Below are 13,360 nucleotides of genomic sequence, written 5' to 3'. Positions count from 1 at the left end.
ACTATATCAAACCCCCCTTTTGTACGCGAGGCATTTGCCCCTGTTTTGGTCCGTTTTTGCATGTGCGAAGGGGCCGCCTTACGGCAGCTCCTTTGAAAATATAACTATATGATTTTTATGGATAAAGCTGAAAAATCAGCTTTCCAGTTTGCGGCGCAGCAAATCGATGTCTTCCGCAAAGGCGGCATCGATCTCGCGCAGCTCCTCGATCTTGCGCACGGCATGCATCACCGTGGTGTGGTCGCGACCACCGAATTTGCGGCCGATTTCCGGCAGTGAACGCGAGGTGAGCTGCTTGGCCAGATACATCGCCACCTGGCGCGGACGCGCCACGGCGCGCGCGCGGCGGGGGCTGTGCATGTCGGCAAAGCGGATCGAGTAATGCTCGGCCACGCGCTTCTGGATTTCCTCGATCGTCACCTTGCGGTCATTGGCGCGCAGCAGATCCTGCAGCACTTCCTGGGCCGAACTGACCGTAACGGGCTTGCCTACCAGGCTGGCATAGGCCGAGATGCGGTTCAGGGCGCCTTCCAGCTCACGCACGTTCGACGTGATCCGGCGGGCGAGGAATTCCAGCACATCCTGCGGGATATTGGTCAGGCCGTTCTTCTCGGCCTTGGCCTGCAGGATAGAGAGGCGGAGTTCAAAGTCGGTCGGATGGATATCGGCAACCAGGCCCCAGCCCAGACGCGAGCGCATGCGCTCCTCGATGCCTTCCAGATCCGACGGCGAGCGGTCGCCCGAGACGATGATCTGGCGGTTCTGGTCGCACAGCGCGTTGAAGGTATGGAAGAATTCTTCCTGGGTGCTTTCCTTGCCGGCGATGAACTGGATGTCGTCGATCATCAGCACGTCGACCGAGCGGAACTGCTCCTTGAAGGCCATCGTGTCCTTGAAGCGCAGGGCACGGATGAACTGATACATGAACTTCTCGGCCGAGAGATAGACCACCCGGCGCTCGGGGAAGCGCTGGCGGATATGCCAGCCGATCGCATGCATCAGATGGGTCTTGCCCAGGCCCACGCCGCCATAAAGGAACAGCGGGTTGTAGGTGACGGTCGGGCTTTCGGCCACGCGCAGCGCGGCAGCGCGCGCCAGCTCGTTGGACTTGCCGGTGATGAAGCTGTCGAAGGTGAAGCGCGGGTCGAGCGGCGCGGAAAGTTCGCGCTCGATATCGTCCATGTCGCGCACCTGCAGGGCAGGCAAACCGGCGATCGTGGACTTGGTCGGTGCCGGACGACCGACAGCCGGCGGCGCGATGGCAGACTCCGGCTGCACGATGGCGGCCGAGACCGTCTTGGCCTGCGGAGACTGGGTCGCACCAGTCGGGCGCACATGGATGACCACGCGGCGAACCTCGGCATTCTCCAGCCGCCAGATTTCACGCAGGCGCTCGCTGTAGTGATTGGCCACCCAGTCGCGCATGAAACGGGTCGGAACGGCCAGATGGACGTCGCCGTCCTTGGCCAGGCCCTCATCGGCCAACGCCAGCGGCTTCAGCCAGGAATTGAAAGCAGCATCGCCGAACGATACCCGCAGGCGGGCGCGCACGCGCTGCCACTGCACATCAAGGGGTTCGCCGCCCAGTTGGCGCGGGGCTTCGGAAAGCTCAGGCATGGAGACAGATTGCGGCTGTGGATGCGACGACTTGACCATGTCCGACCTCAGCTCTGAACCCAGGCGAGACCGGCAGCCTTCCAGCCACTCAATCGTCCACGGTGCTTATCTGTATCAAGATCGCCTTCGAAACCGCCGGCGACGTTATAGCAAGGCGCGAAACCGGCGGCCGTCATCGCCTTGGCGGCGGCACGCGAACGGGCACCCGAACGGCAGATGAAATACAGCGGCTGACCGGGCTTGAGGCCCTGGGCGCGCAATTCATCTGCAAAGCGAGGATTAATACTCATCTCAGGATACATCTGCCAGGATACGAGGACAGGACGCTTTCCCAGCTGGCCGAGATCCGGCGCGCCGACAAAGCTCCACTCTGGTTGGGTTCGAACGTCGATCAGTTGGGCGTTCGGATCGTTTGCGAGCTGGTTCCAGGTTTCGGTCGTCGAGACATCGCCTGCATAGTCTTCATCCCCCGCCTTCACCGAAGCCAACATCCCCAACCTCGCGCCACGTTCTATTGTTTGAAATCTGTGTTTTCGTCACGCGTGCTGCAGGCTGTTTCGGGAAGACGTCTACCATCCGTGAAGCGCTTTTTTTGCGCTCTGCGAGGTTTGTCTGAACCCCTTCACTGCGTGCCAGCCGGGGCATTAAAGGGAAATCACAGGGGCCACGCAAGCGGACAGATGAAGACTCCCCGAAAAAAAATTTCTCTGTGGCAGAATTAGAACTTGTCGTTGCGCGTAACGTGGCGGGCGCATAACGCACGGACTAATCCCCTTGGCGTAAAACGTCTGCGAACATGGCAACCGAACGATCAAGTCCTTCGCAGTCGCATAAAAAAACATCGCCCGCTGCAGAACAGACGGGCGATGCTTTTTAAGGGGATTTGATTCCGAGCCGCGCCTGCTGGCGCGGAGGAAATCAAGCCATAGCTTTGACGCGGGCGTTCAGACGCGACAGCTTGCGCGAGGCCGTCCGCTTTGCGACGGCGCCCTTGCTCACGCCCTTGTCCAGGGCGGGCTGGGCTTCCTGAAGCAGGGTCTTTGCCGTGGCCTTGTCGCCAGTGGCAATTGCCGTTTCCAGCTTCTTCACGGCGGTGCGGACCTTGCTGCGACGAGCGCGGTTCACAGCAGTGCGCTTCTTGGTCTGGCGGGCGCGCTTCTCCGCGGACTTGTGCTGAGCCATAGCTTGCAATTTTCCGATAGTTGATACTGCCTTGCGGCGAAATCGAGGCGGGCGTTATAGCCCCGCCCCCGGCACGCGTCAACCCGCAAAGACCGCCTTTTACACAGGCTGCCAGGCCGGCATTTTGCCGCGATTTGCAGGCGCTTAGCCTGTTCGAGGGTGACTTGCAGGCCGCCGCCGCCGCCGGCATAGTTGCCGTCATGCCAGACATCGCCTTGATCGCGCAAGCCATCTATCTGCTCGGCGGCGTCGCCGGCCTCATCCTGATCACACGCAGCCCCCTGCCGGCAGCCCTGTTCTGGGGGACTGGCGCTGTGCTGCATCTGGGCCTCGCCGCCGCAGAATTCGCCGGTCTGGTCGGCTGGTCGGGACTCGCCGGCTTGGAAGCCAACCTGCGCTATCTTGCCTTTACGCTGGGCCTCACGGGACTTGCGCTGGGGGCGGCTTTCAGCCTGATCGTGCCGCCAGGGGCAAAACAAATGACCTTGTTCAGCGGCATCGCTCTGGCCATTCTGATCGCAATAGGCGTCGATCGCCTGCCGATTGGCACATTGCCGCTGCCCCTCATCCTGCTGGGCATCCTGCTTCTGGCCGTGGTGATCGGTTTGCGGCACCGCCCAGTGCCGGCCCGCTGGCTGTTGCTGGGGGTCCTTGGCGTCGCTGTGGCCGAACTGGCCCGCTATCGCTATCTGGGCTTTGTGCCGGTCCCGGCGACCGCTCTCGCCCGCGCCTGTTTCGGCCTGGCCCTGATCGCTTTCGGCCTGACCGCCCATCGCGCCCGGTAGACGGGTTCACCAAGCGGCTTGCCGGAATATATTTTAAATATAAAATATCTCGCGTGACCGGCTTCGGCCATACCAGCGGGGAAGACCATGCGCGTGACGATCATTGGGGCCGGCCCTGCCGGTCTGTATCTGGCCCTGCTTATGAAAAAGGCGGATGCCGGGCATCAGATCACCGTTTACGAGCGTAATCAGCCCGATGACACCTTCGGCTTCGGCGTTGTCTTCTCTGACGAGACGCTGAACCAGTTCCTGGCCGAGGATGCCGCCACCGCCCAGGCCATCCGCGATCATTTCGCCTACTGGCATGAGATCGATGTGGTGGCCGATGGCGAGACCGTCCGTTCGGGTGGTCATGGCTTCTGCGGTCTGGCCCGCAAGAAACTGCTGCAAATCCTGCAGGAGCGTTGCGCCGCGGAAGGCGTGATCCTGAAATTCCACAGCGAGCAGCAGGATTTCGAAGCCCTGCGCCGCGATTGCGACCTGCTGGTCGGCGCAGATGGTATCAACAGCCAGGTGCGCGAAACCTGGAAAGACACCTTCCAGCCGAGCCTGGACTGGCGGCGCAACAAATTCGTCTGGCTCGGCACTACCCTGCCGCTGGACACCTTCACCTTTGTCTTCCAGGCCAACCAGCATGGCCTGTTCCAGGTCCATGCCTACCGCTTCGAAGACGGCCTCTCGACCTGGATCGTCGAAACCACCGAGGAAACATGGCAGCGCGCCGGCCTGGACAAGGCCAGCGAAGCCGACACCATTGCCTATTGCGAAACACTGTTCGCGCAGCAGCTGAAAGGCCACAAGCTGCTCAGCAACCGCTCGATCTGGCGGACCTTCCCCACCATCAAGTGCGGACGCTGGGTGCATGAGAATGTCGTGCTGATCGGTGACGCCGTACACACGGCGCATTTCTCGATCGGGTCCGGCACCAAACTGGCCATGGAAGATGCCATCGCCCTCAGCCGGGCGCTCAATGCCGGGCATCCGTCCGTGCCGGCAGCCCTGAAAGCCTTCGAGGATGCACGGCAGACTGAGGTCTCGATCCTGCAGCATGCCGCCCAGGTCTCGCTGGAGTGGTTCGAGCATACCGACCGTTACCGGGATTTCGAGCCGATCCAACTGGCCTTCAGCCTGCTGTCGCGCTCCAAACGCATCACCTATGAGAATCTGCGCCTGCGCGACCCTGCCTTTACCGGCCAGATGGACCGCTGGTTCGCCGAGAAGACCGCCGATCAGCTCGGCATGGCGCCGCCGAAAGGCAATCCGCCCCCGCCGATGTTCAACCCTTTCCGCCTGCGCGGCATGACGGTGGAGAATCGCGTCGTGGTCTCGCCGATGTGCCAGTATTCGGTTGAAGATGGCGTTCCGAATGACTGGACGCTGGTACATCTGGGCAGCCGTGCCATCGGTGGCGCCGGCCTGCTGATCACCGAAATGACGGATATAGCCGAACAAGCGCGCATCACGCCGGGCTGCACCGGCCTGTGGAACGAGGCCCAGGCCCGGGCCTGGCGCCGGATCACCGATTTCGTGCATGGCAACAGCAGGGCCAAAATTGCCATCCAGCTGGCCCATGCCGGCCGCAAGGGCGCCACCTGCCTGCCATGGGCCGGTGGCTACGATGCACCGCTGCCGGAACAGCAGGCATGGCCGATCATCGCCGCTTCGGCCCTAGCCTATCAGCCGCAAAACCAGGTGCCGCGCGCCATGACCCGCGCCGACATAGATACGGTGCGCGATGATTTCGTGGCCGCAACAAAATTGGCCATTGCAGCCGGCTTCGACATGATCGAACTGCACATGGCCCATGGTTATCTGCTGTCCACCTTCATCTCGCCACTCACCAATATCCGGACCGACGAGTATGGCGGCAGTCTGGAAAATCGCCTGCGTTTCCCGCTTGAGGTCTTCGATGCCATGCGCGCGGTCTGGCCGCAGGACAAGCCGATGTCCGTGCGGCTCTCGGCTGTCGACTGGGTGCCGGACGGTCTTGCCATCGAAGACTCGGTGGCGATTGCGAAAATCCTGAAGACCCACGGCTGCGACCTGATCGACGTTTCAGCCGGCCAGACTACCACCGACGCCAGACCGCAATACGGCCGCATGTTCCAGACACCTTTCGCCGACGCGATCCGCCAGGAAGCCGGCATTGCCACCATGGCTGTCGGCGCCATCACCTCGGCCGACCAGGTCAACACCATTGTGGCATCGGGCCGTGCCGATCTCTGCGCCCTGGCCCGGCCGCATCTGGCCGATCCCTATTTCACCCTGCATGCGGCCGCCGACTATGACTGGCGCGGCATCTTCTGGCCGCCGCAGTATCATGCCGGACGGGACCAATTGTACCAATTGCGCACCCGCGAACGCGAAGAGGCCCAGGCAGCCGATGCTTTCGCAAAGCAGCGCGCGAGGCGCGACGAAGTCTGACCCAGGCCCTGTCGCATCCGGAATAGTCTGGTGTAGGCTCGGCGCTTCAGCCTGTTCGGAGTTCAGCCAGCCATGCGTGATCTGCACCTGCCCGGCCGTTCGGTGGCCATGGGCCGCAACGGCGCCGCCGCCACCTCGCACAGCCTTGCCACAATCACCGCGATCGAGATTCTGCGCCGCGGCGGCAACGCCGCCGATGCGGCGATTGCTGCCTGCGCGGTGCAATGCGTGGTCGAACCCGGCTCCACCGGCATTGGCGGCGACAATTTCGTGCTCTACGCACCGGCCGGGACCGATACCAAGAAGGGCGGCAAGGTCTATGGCTTGAATGGCTCCGGCCGCGCGCCAAAAGGCCTGAGCGCGGATCTGCTCTTGAGGCAGGGCATCAAGGAAATCGCCCTGACCTCGCCGCATGCCGTTACCATTCCCGGCGCCGTCGATGCCTGGAGCAAGCTGAACAAGCGCTTTGGCAAATTGCCGCTGGCCGACCTGCTGCAGCCGGCTATCCGTTTCGCCGAAGACGGCTTCCCCATCACCGAGCGCGTCGCCACGGACTGGGGCCGCAACGAAGCCAAGCTGAAAACCGACCCGAACACCGCGCGCATGTGGCTGAAGGATGGCTTGCCACCCAAGGCCGGCGCGGTCTTCCGCCAACCCGAGCATGCCAAGGTGTTCCGCGAGATCGCGCAGAAGGGCCGCGACGGCTTCTATACCGGCTGGGTCGCCGAGGACATCGTGTCCTACCTGCAGGGCCTGGGCGGCACCCATACGCTGGACGATTTCGCCACCCAGGAAGCCTTCTGGGTCGATCCGATCGCCACCCGTTACAAGGATGTCGAGGTCCTGGAGATTCCGCCCAACGGCGTCGGCATCATCACCCTGCTGATGCTGAATATCCTGAGCGGTTTCGATCTTGGCAAATACGACCCGGTCGGCGTCGAACGGTTCCATATCGAGGCCGAAGCGACCCGGCTGGCGTTCCAGGCCCGCGATCTGTATGTTGCTGATCCGGCCTTTGCCGATGTGCCGATACAGAAATTGCTGTCGATGGGTTTTGCCGATGAACTGCGCGGTCGTATCGATCTGAAAAAGGCCATGCCCGCACCGGGCCCGGTGGGTGGTGCGGCCTATCGCGACACCGTGTATCTCACGGTTGTGGATGCCGAGGGCAACACCTGCTCCTTCATCAACTCACTGTTCTGGCCCTACGGCACCGGCCTGTGCAGTCCGAAGACCGGCGTGCTGCTGCAGAACCGTGGTTGCGGCTTCAAGGTCCAGCCCGGCCATCTGAACTGCGTCGAGCCGCTGAAACGTCCGCTGCACACCATCATCCCGGCCATGACGCTGAAGGATGGTAAGCCCTGGCTCAGCTTCGGTGTGATGGGCGGCGGTTTCCAGCCGGTCGGCCAGAGCCACGTTCTGACCAACATGGTGGATTTCGGCATGAACGTGCAGGAAGCCATCGACTGCGCACGCGGCTTCCATGTCGCCGGAAAATTCGAAGCCGAGCGCGGCATCCGCGAAGATGTGCTGCTTGGGCTTGCCAGTCTCGGCCACGAGATCAAGCAGGCCGAGATGCCCCATGGCGGCGGCCAGGCCATTATGATCGATGCCGTGAATGGTGTGCTGCAGGCCGGCTCCGACCCGCGCAAGGATGGTTGCGCTCTGGCGTTCTAGGCAGCAGGCGGAAATCGCGGGGCATCCGGTTCCAGAGCGACCCCGGTGGCGTTCACCGTGAACGACACCAGATGATAAAAACCGACCAGCGCGATGATTTCGATCAGCTGGTCGGCTTTGTAATGCGCGGCAGCCCTCTGCCATAGCGCATCCTCTACGGTGCCGGTTTCGACCAGCGCATCGGTCATCCCGACCAGCACGGATTCTTCCGGTGCCCAGCTTGACGCATCGCCATGTACGGTGGCGACGATCTCAGCCGCACTGAAGCCGGCCTTAGCCGCGAAGAATCCGACATGCATGCCCCATTCGTATTCCGCCTTCAGCCGCGCCGTGGTGCGCAGGATCACCAGCTCGCGCTGGCGTAAGCTGATCGAGCCCCGATCGAGCAGTCCGCCGCCGGCCCAGCGCGTCAGGACGCGCGGGTTATGCGCAACGGTGCGAAAAAGCGCGATATCGGCCGGCATCTGCGCCAGTGCCGCGGCAGCTTCGGTGGAATAGGGCTGCGGGATCGGATCGAGACGGGCCATGACGGGAAGCTCCTGTTGTGCTACAGAAATCGTAGCAGCAATTTACCGCTATTATTTCCGTAGCGCAAGCGAGGTCGCCATGACGACACCCCTGCCCCGCCAGCTCGTGCGCGGTTCCCGGTCCGGCCGCCCGGTCATGGCCGCCCTGGACCTGCTGGGACGGCGCTGGAGCCTGCGAATCCTCTGGGAGCTGCGTGAGAGCGTCCTGACCTTCCGGGCGCTCCAGACTGCCTGTGGGGAGCTTTCGCCCAGCGTGCTGCAGCAGCGGCTCAAGGACCTGCGGGCGGCCCGGTTGCTGGACCATGACGGCAGAGGCTATGCGCTCACCGCCACGGCCCACCGGCTGATGCCGGTGCTGCTCGCCCTACAGGACTGGGCCGAGGCCTGGTCGGCCGAATTAGAGGAAAAGTAGTAGTCCGGTCAGCACGACAGCGAGCAGGATCACCGTCTCGGCCAAGATCAGCGCCAGCGGCTTCCAGCCCAGCGCAAAGAGCTCGGCGAATGACGTCTTCACCCCGAGCCCGGCGATGGCGACCAGCAAACACCAGCGCGAGACGTCCGACACGCCCTCCACCAGCATCGGCGGCAGGGTCACGATGCTGCCCAGTACCACCAGCGCGACGAAGCCGATCAGGAAATGCGGCAACAGCGGCTGCGTCTGCTTCGTGCTGGCCTCCCCCGCCTTGCGATAGATCAGGCCGATGCCGACCACGACCGGCAGCAGGCAGGCCACGCGCACCAACTTCACGAAGGTGGCGACATCGCCGGCCTGCGGCGACACGGTGAGGCCGGCGCCCAGTACCTGCGCCACATCGTGGATCGTGGCGCCGAACAGCACGCCGGACGCAGTTTCCGACAAGCCGATGGTCTTGGCCAGCAGCGGATAGATCACCATTGCCAGCGTGGACAGCGCGGTCACGCCGATCACAGTGAGCAGTGTCAGGCGTTCGGACTGCGGCGAGCGCGGCAGGGCTGCTGAAATCGCCATGGCGGCAGACGCCCCGCAGATGCCGACGGCGCCGCCCGACAGCAGGCCTTCCGCGCGGCTGCGGCCGGCAAATTTGGCCAGCAGCAATCCGCTGCCGATCGCAACGACCACGCCACTAACCGCCAGCAGCACCGGCACCGGACCCAGATCGGCAATCCGCTCGACCGTGATACGAATCCCCAGCAGCGCCACGCCGACGCGCAGGATGCTGCGCGCCGCCATGTCTATGCCTGGCCGCACACGCGGATCGGCGCTGAGAAAGTTGAAGGCCATACCCAGCAGCAGGGCGAGCAGAAAGGGCGGGCCGCCGTAATGGTCGGCAATGAAGCCAACAGCCAACGCAACCGTGGCTGCCACCGTCAGGCCAGGCAAGGGACGGCGAAGACGATCCATCGGATTGAGACTCAGAAGCCGCGCTGCTGACGGTTCCTGTCGAGCTGCTCGCGCGGCACTTCCAGGCCGACCAGGATTTCGATTTCCGTGGTGCGACGACCGGCCAGCGGGATCACCTGCTCCAGCTCTTCTGCCACAGCGATGCGGCGCTGGCCTTCCTTGAAGGGTACGCGGGCGACGAAACCGGCGCGCGACAGCACAGTCTGCTGCTTATCGACAATGGCGACAAAATACGGCACCAGCGCTTCGGGCGCATTGGCCGCCGGCCCGCGGGCCGCAGCGACCTGCAACGTGAAGCTCACGGTAACGGCCGTGACTTTATCGTCGTATTTGCAGCTGCCGTTGTAGTCGAGGATTTCGGTTTCGAAGGTGACGTCGGTGAGATCGCGACCCGTCCCCTGACGATATTGAACTGCCTTGTAGGCGTCGCCGAGAATTCCAACCCGCGGGCAGGGCGGCAGGCGCTCGCGCTTCGAGCCGCAGCCGGCCAGCAGGGCGCTGAGGAGTATGACCGCCGAGACGGCAAATAGCGGGGAACGGGAGAAACGCAGGGTCATGGCGAAACGCTTACCGATCCGGTGGGTCATGCAGGGCCGGCCGGCAGGCGGCCTTTCCTTCACGCGACGAGTGTATTAGGTTGCCCAGCAGTTTTCCCGGGCTTTCCCTGTATAGAAGAGGGGCCCGCGGGAGACAAGCGACAGGCCAGCAAGCCGTTGATCTGCCATGCCTGATCCGCCATCCCGGCCCCGAATCGAAGCCCTGAGTCCCCCGAAGCGAAGCCCTGAGTCCGATGTCCGCTGCCGCCCTTCCCCCGATCGCCCTCGTGCTGGCTGCCCCGCGCGGCTTCTGCGCCGGGGTAGACCGCGCCATCCAGATCGTCGAGCGGGCTCTGGAGCAGTTCGGTGCGCCGGTCTATGTCCGTCACGAGATCGTCCATAACCGTTTTGTCGTCGACAGCCTGGCCGCCAAGGGCGCCATCTTCGTTGACGAGCTGGATGAGGTGCCGGCCGGCGCTCATGTTGTTTTCTCTGCCCATGGCGTGCCGAAGTCGGTGCCGACCGATGCACAGGCCCGCAAGCTGTCTTACCTGGATGCCACCTGCCCGCTGGTCAGCAAGGTGCACCGCGAGGCCGAACGGCATCACCGTGAGGGCCGCCGCATCATCCTGATCGGTCATGCCGGTCACCCGGAGGTGATCGGCACCATGGGCCAGCTGCCGCCGGGCGCTGTGCTGCTGATCGAAACGATTGCCGATGTCGCCACCCTGCAGGTGCAGGAGGGCGAACCGCTGGCCTATATCACCCAGACGACCCTGTCGGTGGACGATACGGCAGATATTATCGCCGCCCTGAAGCAGCGCTTCATCCAGATCGAAGGGCCGAAGAAGGAAGACATCTGCTACGCCACCACCAACCGCCAGGTGGCAGTGAAGGCGATTGCCGCCCATAGCGATGCCGTACTGGTGATCGGCGCCCCGAACTCCTCCAACTCACTGCGTCTGGTCGAGGTGGCCAAGCGCGAAGGCTGCGCCGTGGCGCAACTCGTGCAACGTGCCGTCGATATCGACTGGGCTGCATTGGCTGGCGTGACGTCGGTAGGCATCACCGCCGGCGCCAGCGCACCGGAAGTGCTGGTCGAGGAAGTGATCGCCGCCTTCCGCGAACGCTATGCCGTCACGGTTCGTGAGATTCATACGGCCACCGAAGCGGTGCAGTTCAAGCTGCCCGCCGCCCTCGACTCTTCTGCCGCCTGAACCCGACACCATGGCTGTCTATACCGAAATCGATGAAGACCAGCTCAATGCGCTGCTGATGCGCTACAAGCTCGGCTGCGCCTTGTCCGTCAAGGGCATCGCCGAAGGTGTGGAAAATTCCAACTATCTTCTGGGCACCGAAACCGGCAGCTATATCCTGACGCTGTATGAACGCCGGGTGAAGCGCGACGACCTGCCCTATTTTCTCGGCCTGATGGATCATCTCGCTGGCAAGGGCCTGGCCTGCCCGACGCCCATCCATGACCGCGACGGCAATATCCTCAATGAAGTCGCCGGCCGCCCCTGTGCGATCATCAGTTTCCTGAACGGTGTCTGGCCCAAAAAACCGACGGCGAAGCAATGTCAAGAACTGGGTGCCGCCACGGCACGCCTGCATCTGGCAGGCAAGGATTTCCCGCTGCACCGGCCGAATGCGCTGAGCGTCGACGGCTGGGACAGGCTGGTGACAGACTGCGAAGCCAAGGCTGATACTGTCATGCCGGGCCTCGCCCACGAGATCGCCCGCGAATACGACGCCCTTAAAGCCGCATGGCCGGAAACCCCCGGCCGCGCCGGCGACAAGCCGCTGCCGCATGGCGTGATCCATGCCGATCTTTTCCCCGACAATGTCTTCTTCATCGGGGAGAAATGCAGTGGCCTGATCGACTTCTATTTCGCCTGCAACGACTACTTCGCCTACGAACTGGCGATCAATCTCAATGCCTGGTGCTTCGAGGCCGATGGCGCCTTCAACGTCACCAAGGCCCGCGCGCTGATTAACGGCTATGAAAGCGTGCGGCCGCTGACCGATGGCGAGGTCCATACCCTGCCGCTGTTTGCCCGGGGATCGGCGCTGCGCTTCCTGCTGACGCGGCTCTATGACTGGCTCAATCAGGTGCCGGGCGCGCTGGTGAAGCCGAAGGATCCGCTGGAATACTGGAAGAAGCTGAAATTCCACCGTCAGGTTCTGGGCGCATCGGCCTATGGCATCGAACGCTGAGCCGATGTCGGACGATTTACTCGATGTCGAGATTTTCACCGACGGCGCCTGCCTGGGCAACCCCGGTCCCGGCGGTTGGGCAGCGCTGCTGCGGCGCGGCGGCACCGAAAAAGAACTGAGCGGTGGTGATCCGGCCACCACCAACAACCGCATGGAACTGCTGGCTGCCATCATGGCACTGGAAGCTCTGAAAAAACCCTGCAGCGTCGCGCTCTATTCCGACAGCCGCTATGTCATCGATGGCGCCACCGGCTGGCTGCGCTCATGGAAGGCACGCGGCTGGAAGACGGCCGACCGCAAACCAGTGAAGAATGTCGATCTGTGGCAGCGTTTCGAGCTAGCAGTCGCGCCGCACAAGGTGAGCTGGCACTGGGTGCGCGGCCATGACGGGCATGTGGAAAACGAGCGTGTCGATGTGCTGGCGCGCGATGCCGCCACCGCCATCGCCGGCGATACGATCAAGCCGAAAAAGAAAAAAACCGGCCCGGTAAATCCGGGCCGGTTTGATCGCTAGAAAGCTGAAACTCAGATCTGGCCGAGCAGAGTGCTGGCATCCGACACTTCAAACGCGCCGGGCTTCTCCAGGTTAAGCTGCTTCACCACGCCGTCATCAACCAGCATCGAGTAGCGCTGCGAACGCACACCCATGCCCCGCGCAGTGAGGTCGAATTCCATGCCGATGGCCTTGGTCAGTTCGCCCGAGCCATCGGCCAGCATCACCACCTTGTCGCCGACATTCTGGGCCTTACCCCAGTTGCCCATGACGAAAGCGTCATTCACCGACAGGCAGGCAATGGTTTCGACGCCTTTCTTCTTCAGGTCGTCAAACTTCTCGATAAAGCCCGGCAGATGCTTGGCCGAGCAGGTCGGCGTGAAAGCACCCGGCAGGGCGAACAGCGCCACTTTCTTACCCTTGAAGAATTCGGCAGCCTTCACCGCCTGCGGGCCCTGTTCGGACATGACATAGAGCGTGGCATCGGGAATGCGGTCGCCAACCTTGATGGTCATGATTTC

Annotated in this window: 14 protein-coding genes; 7 read left to right on the top strand and 7 right to left on the bottom strand. The window is 63.0% G+C overall.

Annotated features, from left to right (window positions below):
- Positions 1-135: 135 nt before the first annotated feature.
- The 3 genes from dnaA to rpsT form a co-directional block, all read right to left on the bottom strand.
- Entirely contained in the window at positions 136-1,617 is a 1,482-nt protein-coding gene (gene dnaA / locus AC1ROB_RS08990) for a chromosomal replication initiator protein DnaA (protein WP_492971531.1), read from the bottom strand.
- A 47-nt stretch (positions 1,618-1,664) separates the two neighbouring features.
- A complete protein-coding gene (locus AC1ROB_RS08985; RefSeq protein WP_492971532.1) occupies positions 1,665-2,108 on the bottom strand; it encodes a rhodanese-like domain-containing protein in 444 nt (147 codons plus the stop codon).
- A 427-nt stretch (positions 2,109-2,535) separates the two neighbouring features.
- Positions 2,536-2,799 (bottom strand): 30S ribosomal protein S20, encoded by a 264-nt coding sequence (rpsT, locus tag AC1ROB_RS08980; RefSeq protein WP_492971533.1) that lies wholly within the window; start codon positions 2,797-2,799, stop codon positions 2,536-2,538.
- 134 nt (positions 2,800-2,933) lie between these two features.
- Here rpsT and AC1ROB_RS08975 point away from each other — a divergent pair, with 134 nt between their 5' ends.
- The 3 genes from AC1ROB_RS08975 to ggt all read left to right on the top strand — a co-directional run bounded on the left by AC1ROB_RS08975 (position 2,934) and on the right by ggt (position 7,685).
- The gene (locus AC1ROB_RS08975; protein WP_492971534.1) at positions 2,934-3,584 is read left to right on the top strand and encodes a hypothetical protein; all 651 of its coding nucleotides are present in this window, start codon (positions 2,934-2,936) and stop codon (positions 3,582-3,584) included.
- Positions 3,585-3,671: 87 nt separating this feature from the next.
- Complete coding sequence (locus AC1ROB_RS08970) at positions 3,672-6,008, top strand: bifunctional salicylyl-CoA 5-hydroxylase/oxidoreductase (protein WP_492971535.1); 2,337 nt, start codon at positions 3,672-3,674, stop codon at positions 6,006-6,008.
- A gap of 72 nt (positions 6,009-6,080) precedes the next feature.
- Positions 6,081-7,685, top strand: a complete 1,605-nt coding sequence (gene ggt, locus AC1ROB_RS08965) for a gamma-glutamyltransferase (protein WP_492971536.1) — start codon at positions 6,081-6,083, stop codon at positions 7,683-7,685.
- Here the strand turns inward: ggt and AC1ROB_RS08960 are convergent.
- Positions 7,682-8,212: a carboxymuconolactone decarboxylase family protein gene (locus tag AC1ROB_RS08960; protein WP_492971537.1), complete on the bottom strand. Its 531-nt coding sequence runs from the start codon at positions 8,210-8,212 to the stop codon at positions 7,682-7,684. The genes ggt and AC1ROB_RS08960 overlap by 4 nt on opposite strands.
- Positions 8,213-8,291: 79 nt before the next feature.
- On the opposite strand from AC1ROB_RS08960, the gene AC1ROB_RS08955 reads away from it, so the two are divergent.
- Positions 8,292-8,624, top strand: coding sequence for a winged helix-turn-helix transcriptional regulator (locus tag AC1ROB_RS08955; RefSeq protein WP_492971538.1), 333 nt, complete (start codon positions 8,292-8,294; stop codon positions 8,622-8,624).
- Here AC1ROB_RS08955 and AC1ROB_RS08950 read toward each other — a convergent pair.
- Together AC1ROB_RS08950 and AC1ROB_RS08945 are read right to left on the bottom strand one after the other, a co-directional pair.
- Positions 8,610-9,593: a YeiH family protein gene (locus AC1ROB_RS08950; protein WP_492971539.1), complete on the bottom strand. Its 984-nt coding sequence runs from the start codon at positions 9,591-9,593 to the stop codon at positions 8,610-8,612. The genes AC1ROB_RS08955 and AC1ROB_RS08950 overlap by 15 nt on opposite strands.
- A gap of 11 nt (positions 9,594-9,604) precedes the next feature.
- Positions 9,605-10,180 (bottom strand): hypothetical protein, encoded by a 576-nt coding sequence (locus AC1ROB_RS08945; RefSeq protein ID WP_492971540.1) that lies wholly within the window; start codon positions 10,178-10,180, stop codon positions 9,605-9,607.
- A gap of 203 nt (positions 10,181-10,383) precedes the next feature.
- Here AC1ROB_RS08945 and ispH point away from each other — a divergent pair, with 203 nt between their 5' ends.
- The 3 genes from ispH to rnhA are packed head-to-tail and all read left to right on the top strand — an operon-like array spanning position 10,384 to position 12,860.
- Positions 10,384-11,346 carry a 4-hydroxy-3-methylbut-2-enyl diphosphate reductase gene (gene ispH, locus AC1ROB_RS08940; RefSeq protein WP_492971541.1) on the top strand — a complete coding sequence of 321 codons (963 nt, stop codon included), beginning with the start codon at positions 10,384-10,386 and terminating at the stop codon, positions 11,344-11,346.
- A gap of 10 nt (positions 11,347-11,356) precedes the next feature.
- The gene (locus tag AC1ROB_RS08935; RefSeq protein ID WP_492971542.1) at positions 11,357-12,346 is read left to right on the top strand and encodes a homoserine kinase; all 990 of its coding nucleotides are present in this window, start codon (positions 11,357-11,359) and stop codon (positions 12,344-12,346) included.
- A gap of 4 nt (positions 12,347-12,350) precedes the next feature.
- Positions 12,351-12,860: a ribonuclease HI gene (gene rnhA / locus AC1ROB_RS08930; protein WP_492971543.1), complete on the top strand. Its 510-nt coding sequence runs from the start codon at positions 12,351-12,353 to the stop codon at positions 12,858-12,860.
- Between the two features lie 11 nt (positions 12,861-12,871).
- Here the strand turns inward: rnhA and AC1ROB_RS08925 are convergent, their stop codons facing one another.
- Positions 12,872-13,354, bottom strand: coding sequence for a peroxiredoxin (locus AC1ROB_RS08925; protein ID WP_492971544.1), 483 nt, complete (start codon positions 13,352-13,354; stop codon positions 12,872-12,874).
- Positions 13,355-13,360 lie beyond the last annotated feature (6 nt).

The organism is Ferrovibrio sp. GW821-FHT12F09, assembly GCF_058806775.1.
This window is presented reverse-complemented; position numbering and strand designations above follow the sequence as displayed.

Excerpts from the sequence above, each read along its gene's own strand:
- ispH (WP_492971541.1), top strand. The coding sequence starts at position 10,384 with ATGTCCGCTGCCGCCCTTCCCCCGATCGCCCTCGTGCTGGCTGCCCCG.
- AC1ROB_RS08950 (WP_492971539.1), bottom strand. The coding sequence starts at position 9,593 with ATGGATCGTCTTCGCCGTCCCTTGCCTGGCCTGACGGTGGCAGCCACG.
- AC1ROB_RS08925 (WP_492971544.1), bottom strand. The coding sequence starts at position 13,354 with ATGACCATCAAGGTTGGCGACCGCATTCCCGATGCCACGCTCTATGTC.
- ggt (WP_492971536.1), top strand. The coding sequence starts at position 6,081 with ATGCGTGATCTGCACCTGCCCGGCCGTTCGGTGGCCATGGGCCGCAAC.
- AC1ROB_RS08955 (WP_492971538.1), top strand. The coding sequence starts at position 8,292 with ATGACGACACCCCTGCCCCGCCAGCTCGTGCGCGGTTCCCGGTCCGGC.
- rpsT (WP_492971533.1), bottom strand. The coding sequence starts at position 2,799 with ATGGCTCAGCACAAGTCCGCGGAGAAGCGCGCCCGCCAGACCAAGAAG.
- rnhA (WP_492971543.1), top strand. The coding sequence starts at position 12,351 with ATGTCGGACGATTTACTCGATGTCGAGATTTTCACCGACGGCGCCTGC.
- AC1ROB_RS08970 (WP_492971535.1), top strand. The coding sequence starts at position 3,672 with ATGCGCGTGACGATCATTGGGGCCGGCCCTGCCGGTCTGTATCTGGCC.
- dnaA (WP_492971531.1), bottom strand. The coding sequence starts at position 1,617 with ATGCCTGAGCTTTCCGAAGCCCCGCGCCAACTGGGCGGCGAACCCCTT.
- AC1ROB_RS08985 (WP_492971532.1), bottom strand. The coding sequence starts at position 2,108 with ATGTTGGCTTCGGTGAAGGCGGGGGATGAAGACTATGCAGGCGATGTC.
- AC1ROB_RS08945 (WP_492971540.1), bottom strand. The coding sequence starts at position 10,180 with ATGACCCACCGGATCGGTAAGCGTTTCGCCATGACCCTGCGTTTCTCC.
- AC1ROB_RS08960 (WP_492971537.1), bottom strand. The coding sequence starts at position 8,212 with ATGGCCCGTCTCGATCCGATCCCGCAGCCCTATTCCACCGAAGCTGCC.
- AC1ROB_RS08935 (WP_492971542.1), top strand. The coding sequence starts at position 11,357 with ATGGCTGTCTATACCGAAATCGATGAAGACCAGCTCAATGCGCTGCTG.